The following is an 18097-nucleotide window of genomic DNA, read 5'->3' as shown; positions in this document are numbered from 1 at the left end:
CTTCTCAGCCGACCGCTCCGTGAATCGATGTGAAGTTGTGCGGCGCAGAGTGCACCACGATCGATCCTATCAGTCAGGGCGTCCAGGCCGTGTTCTCGCGGCGCGATGCGGAAGGGCTCGCCGCCGGAGTGCGCCGTCTTCGCCTAGGCTGACGATCATGAGCGAAGACAAGGCAGTCTCATCCGATGAGATGAAGCGCAAGTTCAGGGAAGCGCTCGACAAGAAGAACGCGCAGAGCCGGGGCGGAGAGGCGCACCTGGACGGCGACTCCGCCGTTCATGGCACTCACGCGCCGCAGATGAAGCGCGAGTTCCGCCGCAAGAGCGGCTGAGCTGCTTCCGCGGTGATGGCCGCGGCAGGGATGCCGCGGCCATCGTCGTTCACTCCCCCGCGAGCCCGCCGAGCATGTGCCCGAACGAACGCCCCTCGCCCAGGTAGGTCGCGGGATCGTACGGGTCGGCCACCTCGGCGACTCCTCGTCTGGCGATCGCCTCGGCGAGCTCGCGTGCGCCCTTCTCGACGCGCTTGGCGAGAGGTGCCACCTCGTCGCCGGCGCCGCCCCAGTCGCTCGACGCGGCGAACACGCCGGTCGACACGGCTTCGGCATGCAGATACGCGAACAGCGGTCGGATCGCGTAGTCGATCGCCAGCGAGTGCCGTGCGGTTCCGGCGTTCGCACCGATGAGCACGGGCATGCCGGTCAGGGCGTCCGGGTCGAGGACGTCGATGAACGACTTGAAGAGGCCGGAGTAGCTCGTCGAGAAGATCGGCGTCACCGCGATCAGCGCATCGGCGGAGACGACCGTGTTGATCGCGGTCTCCAGCGCCGGCGGCGCGAAGCCGGTCAGCAGGTTGTTCGTGATGTCGTGCGCGAGGTCGCGCAGCTCGATGACGTCGACCTTCACATCGATGTCCCGCTCGCGCAGGGCCCGCGCGGTCTCGGCGGCCAGGCGGTCGGCGAGCATCCGCGTCGACGAGGGGTTCGACAGGCCGGCCGAGACGACGGCGATGCGGCGCTCGCTCATCTCAGGCCCCCTTCCGGCCGAGGCCGAACGCCGCACCGACGGGTGCAGGGGCGTCCTGATACGGGGATCCGGCGGTGAGGTTGTCTCCGCGGTTGGCGGACGGACGCGCCTGTCGCGAGGGCCCGTCGCCGTACACCGCGCGCACCCGAGCGGCGTGCGTGGGCGCATCCGGCACACTCTCCGGACGGTTCTTCGCGAGCTCGCGACGCAGCACCGGCACCACCTCGCCGCCCAGGATGTCGAGCTGCTCGAGCACCGTCTTCAGCGGCAGACCGGCGTGATCGATGAGGAACAGCTGACGCTGGAAGTCACCGAACGTGTCGCGCATCGACGCGTAGCGGTCGATGACCTGCTGGGGCGACCCGACCGTCAGCGGCGTCATCTCGGTGAAGTCCTCCATGCTGGGGCCGTGGCCGTAGACCGGCGCGTTGTCGAAGTAGGGGCGGAACTGCGTGACCGCGTCCTGGGAGTTCGCGGCCATGAACACCTGTCCCCCGATGCCGACGATCGCCTGCTCCGGCGTGCCGTGGCCGTAGTGTGCGTACCGCTGCCGGTACAGCTCGATGAGGCGCTGGTAGTGCTCCTTGGGCCAGAAGATGTTGTTCGCGAAGAATCCGTCGCCGTAGTACGCGGCCTGCTCGGCGATCTCGGGGGTGCGGATGGATCCGTGCCAGACGAACGGCGCCACGCCGTCGAGCGGGCGCGGGGTGGCGGTGAAGCCCTGCAGAGAGGTGCGGAACTTCCCCTCCCAGTCGACGACGTCCTCGTCCCACAGCTTGCGCAGCAGGGCGTAGTTCTCGATCGCGAGCGGCAGCCCCTGGCGGATGTCCTTGCCGAACCACGGATACACCGGGCCGGTGTTGCCGCGGCCGAGCATGAGGTCCATGCGCCCGTCCGTGACGTGCTGCAGCATGGCGTACTCCTCGGCGAGGCGCACCGGGTCGTTCGTGGTGATCAGGGTCGTCGAGGTCGACACGATCAGCCGTTCGGTCTGCGCCGCGACGTGCGCGAGGAACGTCGTCGGGCTCGACGACCAGAACGGCGGGTTGTGGTGCTCGCCGATGGCGAAGACGTCCAGACCCACCTCCTCGGCGTGCCTGGCGATCGCGGCGGTCGCCTTGATGCGCTCGGCCTCACTCGGGGTCACGCCGGTCGTCGGATCCTGCGTGATGTCGCTGACCGACATGATGCCGAACTGCACCGCGTTCTGCTCGTTCACTGTTCTCACTCCGCTTCCGGATGCACGGGTACATCCGTTCTATTCATTTGAATGTACTTGATGGAACGCCGAGGCAGCCACTTTATTCCCGCATACCCGCAGGCGCTAACCTCGTGCCATGAGCAGTGCCGAGCAGCATCCGCCCGCGACCGCGTCCACCGGCACCGCCGCACGGCCTCGTCGACGGGTGCCGTTCTGGGACACCGCGCGATTCGCGTGCATCGTCCTGGTCGTCATCGGGCACGGCACCCAGCGGCTCATCTACGATTCCGACGTCTCGTACGCCTTCTACCTGTGGGTGTACGCGTTCCACATGCCGGCCTTCGCCATCATCTCCGGCTACTTCTCGAAGGCGGGAAGCCCCACGAAGCGCCAGATGGCTCGCGTCATCACCGACATCCTCGTACCGTACGTGATCTTCGAAGGCCTGTGGACGCTCACCAAGTGGCTGGTCGAGGGAAAAGCCGATCCGAATCTCACCCAGCCCTCGTGGACGCTGTGGTTCCTGCTCGCCCTGGGCATCTTCCGCCTGGTGCTCCCCTACCTCGCCCTGCTGCGGTGGCCGCTCGCCTGGGCCCTGGTGATCTCGATCGGCGTCGGGTACGTGACAAACGTCGACAGCACGTTCTCACTCTCGCGCACGCTGGGCCTGATGTTCTTCTTCACCCTGGGCTGGTGGCTCAGGGAGCGCGACGTGGTGCGTCGGCTGCACCTCATCGAGTACCGCCCGTGGTGGGTGCGAGCCGGCGCTGCCGCCGTGCTGGTCGCATGGGGTGCGGCGTGCTGGCTGTGGCTGAATGTCTGGGAGGCGATCGACCTCAGGCACTGGCTGTTCTACGACGACTCGTACGCCGACCTCGCCGGCGATCAGTGGTGGGCCGGTGCCATCCGCCTCGGCCTCATCCTGCTCGCCGTCGTGCTCAGCGCGTGCTTCTTCGCTCTGCTGCCGCGACGACAGCAGCGCTGGACGACGCTCGGACAGTACACGATGTACGTGTACCTGCTGCACTCGTTCGTGCTCTACCCGTTCCGCGAATCCGGGGTGCTGCGCGGCCTGAACCCCACCTGGATCTGGCTGCCGCTGATCATCGCGCTGTCGGTCGGCATCGCGTTCGCGCTCTCCTCGAAGCCTGTGCGCTCGCTGTTCCGTCCGCTGGTCGAACCGCGCCCGCGCTGGATGTTCCGCGACTCCGAGCTGTCATCGGGGAGTGACCACCGCAGCGATCCGACGGGCTCCCGACGCAGTCGCTGAGCCGGGCTCAGGCGAACAGCGCCGCGCCCACGTACGATCCGGAGGTCGCTCCCGGCGGTACGGCCCACACGCCCGACCCGACGTGGCGGATGTACTCGATGAGCAGATCCGTCGACATCCGCTTCTGCAGCGTGATGAACTGCGCGGGATCGCGCTGATACGAGAGGAAGAACAGCCCGGCGTCGAGGCGGCCCAGCGCGTTGTTGCCGCCGACGTAGTTGAAGCCGCGGCGCAGGATCCGCGCCCCGCCGTTCGCGTCCGGGTGCGCCAGTCGCACGTGGCTGTGCGGATCGAGACCGCTGAGCTTCGGCGGCGTCATCTCGGTGCCGCCGCTGAGCGGTGCGCCCTCCACCTTGTCGCGCCCGAAGATCCGCTCCTGCTCGCCGAGGCGCACACGGTCCCACGTCTCGATGAGCATCGCGATCTTGCGCGCGACGAGATACGACCCGCCAGCCATCCAGCCCGGATCCCCGTCGCCGGCCCACACATGGGACGCGAGCGCGTCCTGATCGTCGGCGAGGATGTTCGCGGTGCCGTCCTTGAAGCCGAAGAGGTTGCGAGGCGTCTGCTGCTGTGCGCTCGTGCGGGATGTCTTGCCGAAGCCGAGCTGCGACCAGCGCAGCTTGGCGCGCCCGAAGGCGATCCTGCTCAGATTGCGGATCGCGTGCACGGCCACCTGAGGATCGTCCGCGCAGACCTGGATGCACAGGTCGCCGTCGGACTGTGCCGGATCCAGATCGTCGCCGAGGAACGCGGGCAGTCGCTCGAGCTTGGCCGGACGTCGGTCGGCGATGCCGTATCGGTCGCCGTCCTCGTTCAGGAACAGGCTCGGCCCGAACCCGAAGGTGATCGTGAGGTTCGCGGCGTGCAGCCCCAGCGCCTCTCCCGTGTCGTCCGGAGGAGCATCGGGCCCGCCGCCGACGGCACCCGACGCGCTCACCTCGAGCCCCTGCGTGAGCCGCGACGCGGCGTAGCTCCAGTCCTCGAGCAGCTCGATCAGATCGCGGCGGTCGCTGCGCGGCATCATGTCGAAAGCCGCGAAGTGCAGGTGCTCCTGGACCTCGGTGGTGATACCCGCCTGATGCGCACCGAAGAACGCGTGCGCGCCCTGGGCGTCCGGTTCGGTCCGCGAGGCGCCGAGAGCGAACCCGACGCCGCCGCCGGCCAGCGCGAGAGCGGCTCCCCCGCCCGCGGCCAAGCCCAGCAGGCCTCGCCGGCTGAGGCCCGCGCGGGGCTGATCGTCGTCATGCGGCATGCGTGTGCTCCCCGTCAGGACAGGGTGGTGGCGGTCAACCGCGACAGCGGCTCGGCCAGGGCGTTGATGAGATCGATGAGCTCGCGCTTGTGATCATCGGTGAGTTCCGTGAACGGCACGAAGCCGCTCTCCAGGGATCCGTGCTGGGCGAGGCCGCTCTCGAGGTCCGCGTAGCCCGCGGCGATCTCGTCGACGAGGCTCTCGCCATCGGCACCCTTGGATGCCGCGAGGTCCTGCACCAGCGAGAAGGCCATCTTCGACCCCTCGACGTTGGCGGCGAAGTCGTAGAGGTCGGTGTGCGACCACCAGTCCTCCTCGCCGGTGATCTTCCCCGTCGCGACCTCGTCGAGCAGCGCGACGGCGCCGTTCGAGATGCCCGCGATGCCCTGATCGGCCAGCGCCGTGGTGAACTCGTCCGAGTGCACGTAGTCGAACAGCTCCTGCACGTCGGCGATCAGCAGATCGCCGTACTCGCCGCGCTCCTCGGGCGTCGACGGGGCCCAGTCCTGCCAGGCGGGCGTCTCGCCGTCGGAGTTGAGTGCGTCCCGCGCAGGAACCCACAGATCCTTCTCGATGCGGTGGAAACCGGTCCACTCCAGCCCCTCGGCGAGCGCATCCACCTCTCGGTAGTCGATGCGCGGGTCGAGATCGCCCAGCGCCTCGGCGACGGGCTCGATGCGCTCGTAGGATGCCCGCGCCGGCGGGAAGAGCTCACGCGCCTTCTCGTCGTCGCCGGCGGTGTACGCCGCCACCAGCTCTGCGACGTCGGGGACGAGGGCGCCGACCTGGTCCTTCACGAACGCGGCGTACAGGTCGACCGCCTGCTGCTTCTGCTGGGCGTCCGGTCCGTCGATGCTCACCTTGTCGCCTGTCACCGTGAACGCGGCCTTCCCCACGCCGTCGCCGATCATCCCCGGCTTGCAGACGGTGAAGTAGTCTCCGGGCTGCGCGACGACCGTGAGGGTGCGCGACGCGGCCGGGGCGATGTTCTCGACCTCGCCGACGATGCGCAGGCCGTCTTCGGCCAGCAGGTAGAACTCGGTGACCTGGTCTCCCGCGTTGGTCACGTCGAACGTGAGCGTGCCGCTCTTGGCCGTGCCGGACGAGACCGCACATTCGCTGTCGGTCGAGGACACCGTGAACGACGCCGCCGGATCGGCTGCCTGCTTGGCCACGCAGCCGCTGAGTGCTGTCACGGCGACGGCGCCGAGCGCGAGCGCGCTCAGCGTGCGGGAGGGGAGGGTCATGCTGCTCCAGAAGAGTTGGTGACGAGGTCTGCGCGCTCGGCCTGCGGTGCCGAGGCGGCAGCCGGGACAGGTCGAGCAGCACGCGAGCGGGTCAGCCCGCGAACGAAGAAGGTGCCGACGACGGCCATGTACAGCGCCCACGCGATGACCTGCAGCCAGGTCATGTGCGGCATGAAACCGACCGTCGCCTGCAGGATGGTCGCCCAGGCGCCACCCGGTGCGATCACGGACGTGACGTCGAACGCCCAGCCGAACGGGAAGCCGGCGAGCCCGGTGAGCACAGCGCCGGTCACCGCATCGGTCGGGGCGACGGCGGTGAAGGGGCCGCCGAGCACGCCGGCCTCCTGCAGGTCCATCACGGCGTAGGCCAGCACACCGGCGGCGACGATGACGAGGAAGCCGCCCGTCCAGGCGAAGAACCGCCGGAGATCGAGCCGCACGGCACCGCGCGCGAGCAGCCAGCCGACGACGACGGCGATGAGCAGACCGAGCAGCGCGCCGAGCAGAGACTGCGGCGCGTCGCCGAACGACTGCACCATCGACCACAGCAGCAGGGTCGTCTCGATCCCCTCGCGCGCCACCGACACGAACCCGACGGTGACGAGCGCCCAGAGGCTGCCGTGCGCGAGGGCGCGATCGACGCCGCCCTGCAGGGTCGACTTCATCGTCCGGCCGGCCTTCTGCATCCAGAAGATCATCCAGGTGACCATGCCCACCGCCACGAGCGAGAGCGAGCCGCCGATGATCTCCTGCGCCTCGGTGGTGAGCGCGTAGGCACCGAAGGTGAGCACGGCGCCGATCCCGAGCGCCAGGGCGATGGCGAGACCGATGCCGACACACATCCGTCCCAGCACGTCGGCACGGCCGAGTCGGCGGATGTACGCGACGAGGATGCCTACGACGAGAGCGGCTTCGAGGCCTTCGCGGAGGCCGATGAGGAGCGCTGCGAACACGGGATTCGATTCTGCCGGCGGATCGGTAAGGAGTGCCTTACCTAAGCAACTTTAGCATCCGGCTTACCGGCCGATCGCGCGTCGACCGGTAAGAGAAGGCAACATACGTGCGCACGACCGGATCGGGTCCTACCGTCGACGCATGAGCGATCTCTCCCTTCCCATCCTCGACCTGTCCCAGCTGGACGCCGGCGACGACGCGGCCGCGCGGTTCCGCGCCGACCTGCGCGCGGCGACGAGGGACGTCGGCTTCTTCTACCTCACCGGCACGGGCATCCCTGCCGATCTCGAGCAGCGGCTGCACCGCGCCGCGAGGGACTTCTTCGCCCTTCCCGATGCCGACAAGCTCGCCATCGAGAACGTGAAGAGTCCGCACTTCCGCGGGTACACGCGCGTCGGCGGAGAGCGGACGAAGGGCGCCGTCGACTGGCGCGAGCAGATCGACATCGGCCCGGAACGGGCTGCCGTCGTGGGCGGCCCGGCGTTCAACCGCCTGATCGGACCGAACCTCTGGCCGGAGGCGCAGCCCGAGCTGCGCGCCGTGGTCGGCGAGTGGCACGCCGCGCTGTCCGGCATCGCGCGGAAGCTGCTGCGCGCGTGGGCGCTCGCGCTGGGCGCGGACGAGTCGTACTTCGACGACCACTTCGGCGAGCCGTCGACGCTCATCAAGATCGTCCGCTATCCGGGCACGACCGATCCCGAGCCGCAGCAGGGCGTCGGCGCCCACAAGGACAGCGGCGTGCTCACCCTGCTGTGGGTGGAGCCGGGGCGGGGCGGGCTTCAGGTCGAGCGCGACGGCGAGTGGGTGGACGCGCCGCCCGTCGACGGCGCCTTCGTGGTGAACATCGGCGAGCTGCTCGAGTACGCCACGAACGGGTACCTCAAGGCGACGAATCACCGCGTCGTCTCACCGCGAGCGCCCCACGACCGGCTCTCGATCCCGTTCTTCTTCAACCCCGCTCTCGACACCAAGCTGCCGCTGATCGATCTGCCGGCCGATCTCGCCGCGCACGCGCGCGGGGTGACGCAGGATCCCGCCAATCCCATCCACAGCCTGTACGGCGAGAACGCGCTGAAGTCGCGCCTGCGCGCGCACCCCGACGTCGCCGCGATCCATCACGCCGACCTGATCGGGGCGTGACGCGGGGGCGTACGACGAGAGCCGCCCCACACCGTGGGGCGGCTCTCCAAGAATGTTCTGCGCGATTGAACGCTGGTCGATATGCCTTATCGACGAAGACCGAGACGCTCGATGAGCGAGCGGTAGCGGTTGATGTCGACGTCCTGCAGGTAACCCAGCAGGCGACGGCGCTGACCGACGAGCAGGAACAGGCCACGGCGCGAGTGGTGGTCGTGCTTGTGTGCCTTGAGGTGCTCGGTGAGGTCCTTGATGCGCTGCGTCAGCATTGCGACCTGCACCTCGGGGGATCCGGTGTCACCGGGGTGCGTCGCGTACTCTTCGATGATCGCCTTCTTGACGTCTGCTTCCAGTGCCATAGATTCGATCCCCTCTCTGCTTGCTGCGCGGTGCCCGACGCCGAATGCGTGGGCTCTCTTTATCCGCGGCCGATCAAACGGCAACCTCGACAGTCTACCAGCATCCGGACGGCCGGATGCGCACCGGTAACCTCGACGGGTGCCGTTCTCCCGCGCCCATCTGATCGATCTCAGCCCGCTGAGATCCAGCCCGGCCTTCGCGCGCATGTGGATCGGCTCGGCCCTCGCCGGGATCGGCGGCCAGCTCACGATCGTGACCGTGATGCTGCACGTGTTCGAGCTGACCGCCAGCACCTTCGCGGTCTCGATGATCGCGGTCGCCGGCCTCGTGCCGATGGTCCTCGCCGGGCTCTACGGCGGGATGCTGGCCGACGCCTTCGACCGGCGGCGCGTGGCTCTGATCGCTGCGACCATCGCCTTCGTGGCGACGGCACTGCTCACGGGGCTGACGTGGACGGGCGCGGAGACGATCTGGTGGCTGTACGGGCTCAGCATGGTCATCGCGGCGGCCAACTCGGTGGGCACGGCGACCCGCACGGCGATCGTGCCGCGCCTGATCCCGCTGAACCAACTCGCGGCGGCATCGGCGCTGAACGGCGTCGCCTTCGGCCTGACCGTGATGGTCGGCCCCGCTGTGGCGGGTGTGCTCGTCGCCCTCACCGGCTTCGGGTGGACGTACACGATCGATGTCGTCCTCATGCTGTGCATGTTCCTCGGGCTGTGGACGCTGCCGACGCTGCTGCCCGAGGGCATGATCGTCCGCCCGGGGCTGGCATCCATCGTCGACGGATGGCGCTTCCTGCGCCGGGCGGGCAACATCCGCGCGCAGTACCTGCTCGACATCGCCGCGATGACCTTCGGCAACCCGCTCGCCCTCTACCCGGCCCTCGGCACGGTGCTGCTCGGCGGCGGCGCCGTGACGACGGGACTGCTGACGGCGTCGGTCGCGGTCGGCACCTTCGCATCGAGCCTGTTCTCGGGCAGGATCGTGCAGTACCGCTGGCACGGCGTCGGCATCGCCAGGGCGGTGCAGGCCTACGGCGCCACGGTCGCGCTGTTCGGGGCGATTCTGCTCATCGGGGTGTTCCTGCCGCCGGCATCCGAGCACTCCCCCGCCGTCCCGCTCATCGCCGTCGCCTGCGTCGCGCTCGCCCTCTCGGGAGCGGCCGACAACATCAGCTCGATCTACCGCAACACGATGATGCAGGCGGCGGTGCCCGACGCGATGCGCGGACGTCTGCAGGGTGTGTTCATCATCGTCGTCGCCGGCGGCCCCCGGCTCGGGGCGCTGTACGCCGGCACTCTGGCCACACTCACCGCACTGTGGCTCCCACCGCTGCTGGGCGGAATGCTCGTGATCGGCCTGGCCGTGACGATCGCGCGGCTCACCCCGCGCTTCCGCGCGTACGACGCACTGAGCCCGGAGGCCTGAGCCGTCGGCGGCTCGGCCCCCGGGCCCGGGAACGCGGTCGGATTCAGGCCTGCAGGGCGCCCTGCAGGTCGAGGTTGATCGTGATGTCCTTGCCGACGAGCACACCACCGGTCTCAAGGGCAGCGTTCCAGGTGAGGCCGAAGTCCTCGCGGTTGATGACGGTCGTCGCCGAGGCGCCCGCCTTGTAGTTGCCCCACGGGTCGGTGCCGAAGCCGCCGAAGTCGAACTCGAAGCTGACCGGCTTGGTGATGCCGCGGATGGTGAGGTCGCCGTCGACGAAGAAGTCGCCGTCCTCGACGCGTGCTCCGGTGGAGACGAACTCCATGGTCGGGAAGTTCTCGACGTCGAAGAAGTCCGCCGAGCGCAGGTGGGTGTCGCGTCCCTCGTCCTTGGTGTCGACGGAGGCCACGTCGACGCTCGCCTCGACGGCGGCCTCGAGCGGGTTCTCGGGAGCGGTGAGCGTGGCGTTCTTGATGGCGAAGGAGCCGCGCACCTTCGAGATCATCATGTGGCGCACGCTGAAGGTGACCTCGCTGTGGCTGGGGTCCAGGACCCAAGTGCCGGGACGGTAGCCGGGGATCTCGATCGACATGTGTGTTTCTCCTTGAGGTTCGTCGGCGCACTCACGCCGTACCGAGGATAACTTACATGCGTCTGCATATATTCCCGGTTGGGCCCATCACATGAAGAACCCCCATCCACCGAGGTGGATGGGGGTTCTTCGGATTGGATCGACTCAGCCGACGGCGACGAGGTCGATGATGAAGATCAGGGTCTTCCCGGAGAGGAAGTGGCCGGATCCGGCCGGGCCGTACGCGAGGTGCGGCGGGATGACCAGCTCACGGCGCCCGCCGACCTTCATGCCCGGGATGCCGTCCTGCCAGCCCTGGATGAGCCCCCGCAGGGGGAACTGAATGGTCTCGCCGCGACCCCACGAGGAGTCGAACTCCTCACCGGAGTCGTACTCGACACCGGCGTAGTGCACGGTGACGGTGTCGCCGGGGCGCGCCTCGGCGCCGTCGCCCTCGACGATGTCGCGGATGACGAGCTCTGCGGGGGCGGGTCCGGTGGGGGCGTCGAACTCGGGCTTCGTGCGTTCAGTCATGACTCCATCCAACCTCGGCGCGCGTGCCCCGGTCAATGCGGTGCGTCCGCTGACCGCGTAATGCGATCCGCCGCGTCAGTCCCGGTCGGTGATGTCGCGGGAGAGGCGCTGAGACACCCACACCGGGATGAAGGATGCCAGGATCACGACGGTCGCGACGACGTTCACCACGTTCGCCTCGTTCGGCCGCGCCATCTGATTCATGATCCACAGCGGCAGCGTGTCGACTCCGGGCGGGGCGGTGAAGATCGTGACGTACACCTCGTCGAAGCTCAGCGCGAAGGCGAGGATCGCCCCGGCCACCAGGGCGCTGCGGAACTGGGGGAAGGTCACCATCCGGAAGGTCTGCCACGGCGTCGCGCCGAGATCCTGAGATGCCTCCTCGAGACTCGGGTTCATGCGCCGCAGTCGCGCCAGCACGTTGTTGAACACCATCACGATGCAGAAGGTGCCGTGTGCGATGATCATCCCCCAGAAGCCGACCTGGATGCCGATCGGCTCGAGCATCTGGTTGTAGGTGTTGTTCAGGGCGACACCGGTGACGATGCCGGGCAGCGCGATCGGCAGCACGACGAGCAGGTTCACCGAGCGCTGCCCGAAGAACCGGTAGCGCTGCAGCGCAAAGGCCACCAGCGTCCCGAGGACGAGGGCGATCGCCGTGGCGCCGGTGGCCACCAGCACGGAGTTGAGCACCGCGTCGCGGACGGGCTGGCTGGTGAACGCCCTGCCCCACCATTCGAGGCTGAACCCCGTGACCGGCCAGCTGGCGATGCGGGCCGAGTTGAACGAGTTCAGCACGACGAGCATGAGCGGGACGTACATGAACGCGAGGATGATCGCGACGATGGCACCGAGCACGATCTTGGAGGTGCGCGACAGTCTCAGCATGGTCGGCTCACATCCTTTCCAGAGCGCCGGTGCGCTGCACGCTCACCAGGTAGATGACGACGAACGCGATCGGGACGACCGAGAACGCCGCCGCCAGGGGCGGGTTGAGGTTGATGTTCGAGGCGATGACGCTTCCGATCATCTGCGTGTCGCCGCCGACGAACTTCGCCACGAGGTAGTCGCCGAGGCTGAGCGAGAAGGTGAACACCGAGCCGGCGATGATGGCCGGCTTGATCAGCGGCAGCACGACCGTGCGGATCGTGCGCCACGACCCTGCCCCCAGATCGGCGGAGGCGTCGAACAGGTTGGCCGGCAGCTGGCGGATGGCCGTGTACACCGGCACGGCCATGTACGGCAGCCAGAGGTAGGTGAGAGTCAGCACGACGGTGAAGACGGTGAAGCCGGGCCCCCTGATGCCGAGCGGAGCGAGCATCCAGTTGAAGAATCCCTGCTCGGTGAAGGTGATGCGCATCGCGATGACCTTCACCAGGTAGCCGGCCCAGAGGGGCAGGGTGATCGAGACGGCCAGCACGGCTCGCAGCCAGGGCGAGGCGACCTTCGCCATGAAGATGCCCAGCGGGACCGAGATGAGGATCGCGAGAGCGGTGACGGCGAGCGCGATCCCCAGGGTGCGCAGAGCCGTGGAGGCGTATGCCGGATTCGCGACGAGCTGCTGGAAGTTGCCGAAGGTGAAGCCCGGCTTCACCTTCGAGGTGAATGGATCGGTGATCCAGAACGCCGTCACCAGGAGCATGACGAGCGAGAAGATGTAGATGCCGATCAGCCAGGCCATCGGCAGGGCCAGCAGACCGGCGATGCGTGCGCGGCGCTTCATGTCGTTCCTGTCGGAGTCGAGAGGGTGCGATCCGGGGCGGAGGAGTCGTCTCCCCCGCCCCGGGCGGGCCGGGTCAGCCCTTGACGCTGGTCCAGGCGTCCGTCCACTGCTGGAAGTTCGTGCACTTCACGTCCGTGCGGCCGTCGATGCACTGCTCGATCGGGGTGGTCCAGAACCACACCTTCTTGAAGTACTCCTCGTTCGTGGCGTTGTAGTACTCGCAGTGCGCCTTCGCCTCTTCGCTGGTGTCGCAGAAGGCGGCGTTGGCGGGCGCCATGCCGAAGTTCATCGCGATGGCGCCGTTGACCTCGGGCGAGGAGGCGTAGTCCATCCACGCGTACGCGCAGTTCGGGTTCTTCGACTTCGCGGCCAGCATCCAGGCGTCCGACCATCCGGTCGAGCCCTCCTCGGGCAGCACGCTCTTGTACTTGTCATCCTCGGTGAGCTTGCGCAGCACCTCCCACGAGGTGCCGAGCACGGTGGTGCCACCGGCGAACGAGGTGATCTGAGCCGCGGGGTCCGACCAGTACTCCGAGACGATGCCGTTCTGCTGCTTGAGGAGGTCGACAGCGGCCTTGAGCTGCTTCTCATCGAGCGCATACGGGTTCTCGATGCCCAGGTCGGGTTCGTGCGCCATCAGGTACACGGCGGCGTCGGCGATGTAGATCGGGGCGTCGTACGCGATGACCTTGCCGGCGTACGGGCTGTCCTTCTCCCACGCCACGTCCCAGCTGGTGGGCTCTTCGCTGACGATCTCGCTGTTGTACTGCAGGATGTTCGCGCCGCGACCGATCGGAATGCCATAGGACTTGCCGTTGATGGTGTCGTAGATCTGACCCTTCATGCCCTCCACGATGTCGTCGCCGAAGTTCGGGATGTGCTCGAGGTTCAGCGGCTGCACGTCGCCGCCGGCGATCAGGCGCAGACTCGCGTCGCCCGACGCCGAGACGAGGTCGTAGTCGCCCGTGCGCATCAGCTGCACCATCTCGTCGCTCGTTCCGGCGACGCGTCGGTTGACCGTGCATCCGGTCTCCTCGGTGAACGCGTCGGTCCACGCGGGCTCCACGAAGCCCGACCAGGCGATGATGTTCACCTCCTTCTCGTTCTCGCCGAGCTTGTCCATCATCGGAACATCGGGGACGTCGATCGACAGGCCGCCGGAGCCGTCCGTCGATTCCGTGGTGCTCGAGCAGCCAGACAGCGCCAGGGCTGCGGCTGTGGTGAGGGCCGAGACGGCCAGGATCTTCTTTCGCATGGATCTCTCCTTTGTGATCGCGGTGCGCGGGTGGGAACAGGGTGGTGCTCAGGGAAGTCGTGCTGCGTGCGCCGGGTTCCAGGCGGCACGCACCCGATCGCCTCGCCGCGGTACGTCCAGACCGGCGATGTGATGGGCGTTCGGTCGCTCGGCGATGATGTCGACGCCGGCATCGGAGGTGATCAGGTAGCGGGTGGCCGGTCCGGTGTAGACGATCTCGGCGATCGTGCCGGTCAGCCCCACGTCGCCGTCGGCGAGCGCGTCGGAAGCACCGAGCATCCGCACCCGCTCCGGACGGATGCTCATGGTGCGGCGGGTGCCGGTGAGCTCCTGCGCGAGCTGAGCGCCGATGAGGTTCGACAGCCCGAGGAAGCGCGCGACGAACTCCGTCTGCGGCTCCTCGTAGACCTCGCGGGCGGTGCCGACCTGCTCGATGCGACCGTTGTTGAACACGGCGACGCGATCGCTCAGCGTCAGCGCCTCCTCCTGATCGTGCGTGACGAAGACGAAGGTGATGCCGACCTCCCGCTGGATCTGCTTCAGCTCGATCTGCATCTGCTCGCGCAGCTGCTTGTCGAGGGCTCCGAGGGGTTCGTCGAGCAGCAACACCTGCGGCCGCAGGATCAGCGCGCGGGCCAGGGCGATGCGCTGGCGCTGGCCGCCCGAGAGCTGATGGGGCAGGCGGTCGGCGACGTGGTCGAGACGCACGCGCCGCAGCGACTCGGCGACCTGCTCGACGCGTCCGCTCCTGCTGGTCCCCTTCACGCGCAGTCCGTAGCCGACGTTCTCGGCGATGGTCATGTGGGGGAAGAGCGCGTAGTCCTGGAATACCGTGTTGACGTCACGGGCGTGCGGCGGGGTGCGAGTGACATCCACGCCGGAGAGACGGACGGTGCCGGAGGTCGCCTCCTCGAACCCGGCGATGATGCGCAGCACGGTGGTCTTGCCGGATCCCGACGGGCCGAGCATGGAGAGGAACTCCCCCGGCGCGACGTGCAGATCGAGATCGCGCACCGCGGTGAAGTCGCCGAAGGACTTGGTCAGGCCCGACAGTGACACGCTGCCGGGAGCTGCGGCGTCGCTGTCGGCATCGGTGGCCAGCGCGGCAGTCGTCATCTCGTGCTCCTCGATCCTCATCGATACGGAAGGTCGGTTAAACATATAAGACCGTAGGTCATATTTCAACTCTTCTCCGCGGATCGACGACGTGGAAGAATCCAGAGATGGACTCGCTGACCTCCCCCGCCGGTGCGCGCACCGATCCGGATCGTCAGCGGGGCCGTCACCCGCACCGGCTGCAGGGCGCCCTCTTCCAGTCGATCGGGGATGAAGGCCGTGCGGAGCTCGTCGTGCGCCGGCTCGTGGACGCCATCCACCGCGGTCACCTGCGGGCCGGTGAGCGGCTCCCATCCGAATCCGACCTCGCGCGCAGCTTCGGTGTCGCACCGGTCACCGTGCGGGAGGCTCTGCTCACGCTGCGCGGCCAGGGGCTGATCGTCACGCGTCGTGGACGCAACGGAGGCAGCTTCGTCGTCGACGACGCCGATCCGCTCGCCTTCGCGCACGATGCGCTCATGCGCATGTCGCGGCTCGCGCTGCGTGACATGGGCGCGCACTACAGTGCGATCACGGCCGCCGCCGTCCGCCTCGCCGCACGGCGCGCGGATGTCAGCGAAGCCGGCCGGGTGCGCCGTCGCCTCGAGCTGGTCGACGATCTCGACGTCGACCAGCAGCGCCGCCTGCTCGATGATGTGCTCGTCGAGCTCGTCTCGCTGAGTCAGTCGGCCCGTCTGACCCGCGAGCAGATGAAGCTGCAGGCCGAGTTCTCGCCCTACCTCCGTCTCGCCGCACCGGACGGCGCGGGACTGCGCAGTCAGTCGGCGACGCTCGCCGCCATCATCAGAGCGGTGGAGGAGGGCGATCCCGACACGGCGGGAGCGCGCACCGAAGGTCTGGTCGTCGGCGTCATCGACGCTCTCATCCACCTGCAGAGCTCGCCCGCGAGCACCTCATGAGTCCCGCCCATCGACGTGCACTGGAGGACGCGATGAACACCCCCACGACACCCGCCACCACCACACCCGCCCCCATGACAGCCGAACCTGCGGATGCGGTCCGGATGGTCGAGGAGTACTTCGGCGCTCCGATCCGCATGCTCGACAGCTGGGTCGCCTCCTGTGCCGCGGAGCTCTCGGTCGCGCTCGACGAGGGTTCGCTGACCCGGCCCCGGTTCGACGCGATCGTCGAGCCGTATGCCGCGCGCACCCTGGCGCTGGACGCCGTGCCGGTCTACGGCGCCGGCTTCATCGCGGCGATCGATCTTCTCGCCGACGCCCGCAGCCACCTCGCCTGGTGGCAGGGCGAAGGCGGCCGGCAGCTGGTGCTCGCCTCGCAGACCGTGAACAAGGAGTACATCGACTACAGCGAACTCGAGTGGTACCGCGTGCCGATGAGCACGGGAGGACCGCACGTGGCGGGCCCGTACGTCGACTACCTGTGCAGCGACGAGTACACGATCACCGTGGCCGTTCCCGCCAGTGACGGCGGGCGCCTGCTGGGTGTGGCAGGGCTCGACCTGCTCGTCGCCGAGGTCGAGCGAGAGATCATTCCGCGCTTCGCCTCGCTGGGCCAGCAGGTGACCCTCGTCAACGGTGTCGGCCGGGTCGTGGTCTCCACCGATCCGCGCTGCGCGACGGGTGACTCGGTGCGCGGCAGCAGGCTCGCCGACCTTCCCCGACTGTCCTGCGACGGCGTCGCGCTCGACGTCATCGTGGAGAGCGTCTGAGGTCGCGATCCATCCGGAGGTCTTGACTTCGTACCGAGGTCGAGGCACCCTGTCTGTAGATCAACTCAGCGCCCGGGAGTCTTGCAGGCATCGCCGCAGCACCGGGCGCTGAGTCTGTCTTCGCCCGGTGCGGAGCCGTCAGTACGCGAGCAGACGCGCCCTGGCATCCCTGGTACGCATCAGCAGCGCGTGCTCGTCCGCCGCGGCGAGCGGGTCGCGACCGGTGATCGCCCGCTGCCGCACGGCGGCGAGCGCCGCGGCATCGTGGATGAACGACTGCATCACCGTTCGGCGGTCGCCGCGCAGACCGGATGCCCAGCGCAGGCCCGTCCGCCGGCCCGCCGGGGTCGCCAGCATCTCGACCTCCTGCGGGGTGAACCATCCGGCGGCGGCGTACTCGCTCAGGCGCAGGCGCGTCAGACGCGTCTCCTCCCGGCGCAGCGCGAGGATCGCGATGATGAACCCGATGAACAGCGGAACCTGCGTGGTGATGTACAGCGCGAGGAAGTCGCCCAGCAGAGACGAGCCGTTCCAGTACGCGTGAAGGCCGACGGCGCCGACCAGGCCGACCGCACCCGACCCCACGGCGGACGCTGTGCTCGCACCCCGACGTGCGGCCAGGCCGATGGCGAATCCGGTCAGAGCGGTGAACATGGCGTGCGCGAACGGCGAGACCAGCCCGCGGAGGATGAACGTGACCGTGAGGTCAGCGGCACCGCCGGAGGTGAGGCTGGTGCCGAAGTACTGGATGTTCTCGGTGAACGCGAACCCGGCACCGACCAGCGCTCCGTAGACCACGCCGTCGACCGGCCCGTCGAAGGCTCGACGGCCGATGACGAACACCAGCAGCACCCCGAGGCCCTTCGCGAGCTCCTCGATCACGGGCGCCTGGATGACCGCGGCGAAGAACTCGTTGCGCTGCCCGACAGCCAGCGCGAACGCCAGATCGACCAGCAGGGTGATGCCGACGGCCGCCACGGCGCCCCAGGCGAGCGCGAAGACGACCAGGTTCTTCGGCTCGGGTTCCCACCGATCGATCATCCGCACGCCGGTGAGCACGATCGCGAGCGGCACGAACGCGAGGACGAGCCCGACGATCGACGCCCCCACGCCGAGGAACAGCGCGAAGTACGCGATCAGCGCGATCATCAGGAAGGCGAGCACGCCGAACGCCCACACCGACGCGCTCCGCCCGCACCGCGCGGGCATCGGCAGGGCCGGCATGGCGGGTGCGGGTGCGGGTGCGGACGGCGCCGGTGGCGTGTACCGGGAACGGCCGGCGAGCAGCGTGGGGAACGGGTCCGACGACTGCGCGGCCGGGGGCCGTGCTCCAAAGCTCATGAGCAAAG

The 18097-nt window shown here is 68.4% G+C and carries 19 protein-coding genes; 6 read left to right on the top strand and 13 right to left on the bottom strand.

From position 1 onward, the window contains the following. Positions 1-157: 157 nt before the first annotated feature. Positions 158-331 (top strand): DUF5302 domain-containing protein, encoded by a 174-nt coding sequence (locus tag BFN01_RS15430; protein WP_177243808.1) that lies wholly within the window; start codon positions 158-160, stop codon positions 329-331. A 49-nt stretch (positions 332-380) separates the two neighbouring features. Here the strand turns inward: BFN01_RS15430 and BFN01_RS05540 are convergent, their stop codons facing one another. Both BFN01_RS05540 and BFN01_RS05535 read right to left on the bottom strand, forming a co-directional pair. Further along, entirely contained in the window at positions 381-1025 is a 645-nt protein-coding gene (locus tag BFN01_RS05540) for an FMN reductase (protein ID WP_071642347.1), read from the bottom strand. Position 1026: 1 nt separating this feature from the next. Next, the gene (locus BFN01_RS05535; protein WP_371260991.1) at positions 1027-2226 is read right to left on the bottom strand and encodes an LLM class flavin-dependent oxidoreductase; all 1200 of its coding nucleotides are present in this window, start codon (positions 2224-2226) and stop codon (positions 1027-1029) included. 136 nt (positions 2227-2362) lie between these two features. Between BFN01_RS05535 and BFN01_RS05530 the strand changes: the two genes are divergently transcribed. Continuing rightward, on the top strand, positions 2363-3496 hold the full coding sequence (locus BFN01_RS05530; RefSeq protein ID WP_083428660.1) for an acyltransferase family protein: 1134 nt from the start codon (positions 2363-2365) through the stop codon (positions 3494-3496). A gap of 7 nt (positions 3497-3503) precedes the next feature. Here BFN01_RS05530 and efeB read toward each other — a convergent pair whose 3' ends face one another. From efeB to efeU, 3 genes are read right to left on the bottom strand one after another with little or no spacing between them, the layout of a single operon-like run. Then, positions 3504-4751 (bottom strand): iron uptake transporter deferrochelatase/peroxidase subunit, encoded by a 1248-nt coding sequence (gene efeB, locus BFN01_RS05525; RefSeq protein ID WP_071642343.1) that lies wholly within the window; start codon positions 4749-4751, stop codon positions 3504-3506. A gap of 14 nt (positions 4752-4765) precedes the next feature. Further along, complete coding sequence (gene efeO / locus BFN01_RS05520; RefSeq protein WP_071642341.1) at positions 4766-5998, bottom strand: iron uptake system protein EfeO; 1233 nt, start codon at positions 5996-5998, stop codon at positions 4766-4768. Next, a complete protein-coding gene (efeU, locus tag BFN01_RS05515; protein WP_071642338.1) occupies positions 5995-6951 on the bottom strand; it encodes an iron uptake transporter permease EfeU in 957 nt (318 codons plus the stop codon). The genes efeO and efeU overlap by 4 nt, the downstream gene beginning before the upstream one ends. Before the next feature lie 142 nt (positions 6952-7093). On the opposite strand from efeU, the gene BFN01_RS05510 reads away from it, so the two are divergent. Next, positions 7094-8092 carry an isopenicillin N synthase family oxygenase gene (locus tag BFN01_RS05510; RefSeq protein ID WP_071642336.1) on the top strand — a complete coding sequence of 333 codons (999 nt, stop codon included), beginning with the start codon at positions 7094-7096 and terminating at the stop codon, positions 8090-8092. 86 nt (positions 8093-8178) lie between these two features. Here the strand turns inward: BFN01_RS05510 and rpsO are convergent, their stop codons facing one another. Then, positions 8179-8448, bottom strand: a complete 270-nt coding sequence (rpsO, locus tag BFN01_RS05505; RefSeq protein WP_071642334.1) for a 30S ribosomal protein S15 — start codon at positions 8446-8448, stop codon at positions 8179-8181. Positions 8449-8653: 205 nt separating this feature from the next. On the opposite strand from rpsO, the gene BFN01_RS05500 reads away from it, so the two are divergent. After that, positions 8654-9880: an MFS transporter gene (locus BFN01_RS05500; protein ID WP_083428664.1), complete on the top strand. Its 1227-nt coding sequence runs from the start codon at positions 8654-8656 to the stop codon at positions 9878-9880. A gap of 43 nt (positions 9881-9923) precedes the next feature. On the opposite strand, the gene BFN01_RS05495 is transcribed toward BFN01_RS05500, so the two are convergent. The 6 genes from BFN01_RS05495 to BFN01_RS05470 form a co-directional block, all read right to left on the bottom strand. Next, the gene (locus BFN01_RS05495; RefSeq protein WP_071642330.1) at positions 9924-10472 is read right to left on the bottom strand and encodes a YceI family protein; all 549 of its coding nucleotides are present in this window, start codon (positions 10470-10472) and stop codon (positions 9924-9926) included. A gap of 144 nt (positions 10473-10616) precedes the next feature. Next, positions 10617-10985, bottom strand: a complete 369-nt coding sequence (locus BFN01_RS05490) for an FKBP-type peptidyl-prolyl cis-trans isomerase (RefSeq protein ID WP_071642328.1) — start codon at positions 10983-10985, stop codon at positions 10617-10619. Between the two features lie 75 nt (positions 10986-11060). Continuing rightward, positions 11061-11873, bottom strand: a complete 813-nt coding sequence (locus tag BFN01_RS05485; RefSeq protein WP_071642326.1) for an ABC transporter permease — start codon at positions 11871-11873, stop codon at positions 11061-11063. Between the two features lie 7 nt (positions 11874-11880). After that, positions 11881-12708, bottom strand: coding sequence for an ABC transporter permease (locus BFN01_RS05480; RefSeq protein WP_071642324.1), 828 nt, complete (start codon positions 12706-12708; stop codon positions 11881-11883). Positions 12709-12781: 73 nt separating this feature from the next. Beyond that, the gene (locus BFN01_RS05475; protein ID WP_071642321.1) at positions 12782-13963 is read right to left on the bottom strand and encodes an extracellular solute-binding protein; all 1182 of its coding nucleotides are present in this window, start codon (positions 13961-13963) and stop codon (positions 12782-12784) included. Positions 13964-14011: 48 nt separating this feature from the next. Continuing rightward, on the bottom strand, positions 14012-15079 hold the full coding sequence (locus tag BFN01_RS05470) for an ABC transporter ATP-binding protein (protein WP_071642318.1): 1068 nt from the start codon (positions 15077-15079) through the stop codon (positions 14012-14014). Between the two features lie 107 nt (positions 15080-15186). On the opposite strand from BFN01_RS05470, the gene BFN01_RS05465 reads away from it, so the two are divergent. Both BFN01_RS05465 and BFN01_RS05460 read left to right on the top strand, forming a co-directional pair. Then, positions 15187-15978: a FadR/GntR family transcriptional regulator gene (locus BFN01_RS05465; RefSeq protein WP_071642314.1), complete on the top strand. Its 792-nt coding sequence runs from the start codon at positions 15187-15189 to the stop codon at positions 15976-15978. A 32-nt stretch (positions 15979-16010) separates the two neighbouring features. Then, a complete protein-coding gene (locus BFN01_RS05460) occupies positions 16011-16748 on the top strand; it encodes a cache domain-containing protein (RefSeq protein WP_256221037.1) in 738 nt (245 codons plus the stop codon). Positions 16749-16886: 138 nt separating this feature from the next. Here the strand turns inward: BFN01_RS05460 and BFN01_RS05455 are convergent, their stop codons facing one another. Beyond that, the gene (locus BFN01_RS05455; protein ID WP_071642312.1) at positions 16887-18089 is read right to left on the bottom strand and encodes a PrsW family intramembrane metalloprotease; all 1203 of its coding nucleotides are present in this window, start codon (positions 18087-18089) and stop codon (positions 16887-16889) included. Positions 18090-18097 lie beyond the last annotated feature (8 nt).

The sequence above is a fragment of the Microbacterium sp. AR7-10 genome, assembly GCF_001878835.1.
Classification (GTDB): domain Bacteria; phylum Actinomycetota; class Actinomycetes; order Actinomycetales; family Microbacteriaceae; genus Microbacterium; species Microbacterium commune.
Note: the sequence above shows the minus strand (reverse complement) of the source record. Positions and strands in the feature narration are given on the sequence as shown.

What these genes read in the sequence shown, in the direction of transcription:
- BFN01_RS15430 (WP_177243808.1), top strand. Translation starts at nt 158, where the DNA reads ATGAGCGAAGACAAGGCAGTCTCATCCGATGAGATGAAGCGCAAGTTC.
- BFN01_RS05540 (WP_071642347.1), bottom strand. Translation starts at nt 1,025, where the DNA reads ATGAGCGAGCGCCGCATCGCCGTCGTCTCGGCCGGCCTGTCGAACCCC.
- BFN01_RS05530 (WP_083428660.1), top strand. Translation starts at nt 2,363, where the DNA reads ATGAGCAGTGCCGAGCAGCATCCGCCCGCGACCGCGTCCACCGGCACC.
- efeB (WP_071642343.1), bottom strand. Translation starts at nt 4,751, where the DNA reads ATGCCGCATGACGACGATCAGCCCCGCGCGGGCCTCAGCCGGCGAGGC.
- efeO (WP_071642341.1), bottom strand. Translation starts at nt 5,998, where the DNA reads ATGACCCTCCCCTCCCGCACGCTGAGCGCGCTCGCGCTCGGCGCCGTC.
- BFN01_RS05510 (WP_071642336.1), top strand. Translation starts at nt 7,094, where the DNA reads ATGAGCGATCTCTCCCTTCCCATCCTCGACCTGTCCCAGCTGGACGCC.
- rpsO (WP_071642334.1), bottom strand. Translation starts at nt 8,448, where the DNA reads ATGGCACTGGAAGCAGACGTCAAGAAGGCGATCATCGAAGAGTACGCG.
- BFN01_RS05500 (WP_083428664.1), top strand. Translation starts at nt 8,654, where the DNA reads ATGTGGATCGGCTCGGCCCTCGCCGGGATCGGCGGCCAGCTCACGATC.
- BFN01_RS05495 (WP_071642330.1), bottom strand. Translation starts at nt 10,472, where the DNA reads ATGTCGATCGAGATCCCCGGCTACCGTCCCGGCACTTGGGTCCTGGAC.
- BFN01_RS05490 (WP_071642328.1), bottom strand. Translation starts at nt 10,985, where the DNA reads ATGACTGAACGCACGAAGCCCGAGTTCGACGCCCCCACCGGACCCGCC.
- BFN01_RS05485 (WP_071642326.1), bottom strand. Translation starts at nt 11,873, where the DNA reads ATGCTGAGACTGTCGCGCACCTCCAAGATCGTGCTCGGTGCCATCGTC.
- BFN01_RS05480 (WP_071642324.1), bottom strand. Translation starts at nt 12,708, where the DNA reads ATGAAGCGCCGCGCACGCATCGCCGGTCTGCTGGCCCTGCCGATGGCC.
- BFN01_RS05475 (WP_071642321.1), bottom strand. Translation starts at nt 13,963, where the DNA reads ATGCGAAAGAAGATCCTGGCCGTCTCGGCCCTCACCACAGCCGCAGCC.
- BFN01_RS05470 (WP_071642318.1), bottom strand. Translation starts at nt 15,079, where the DNA reads ATGACGACTGCCGCGCTGGCCACCGATGCCGACAGCGACGCCGCAGCT.
- BFN01_RS05465 (WP_071642314.1), top strand. Translation starts at nt 15,187, where the DNA reads ATGGACTCGCTGACCTCCCCCGCCGGTGCGCGCACCGATCCGGATCGT.
- BFN01_RS05460 (WP_256221037.1), top strand. Translation starts at nt 16,011, where the DNA reads ATGAACACCCCCACGACACCCGCCACCACCACACCCGCCCCCATGACA.
- BFN01_RS05455 (WP_071642312.1), bottom strand. Translation starts at nt 18,089, where the DNA reads ATGAGCTTTGGAGCACGGCCCCCGGCCGCGCAGTCGTCGGACCCGTTC.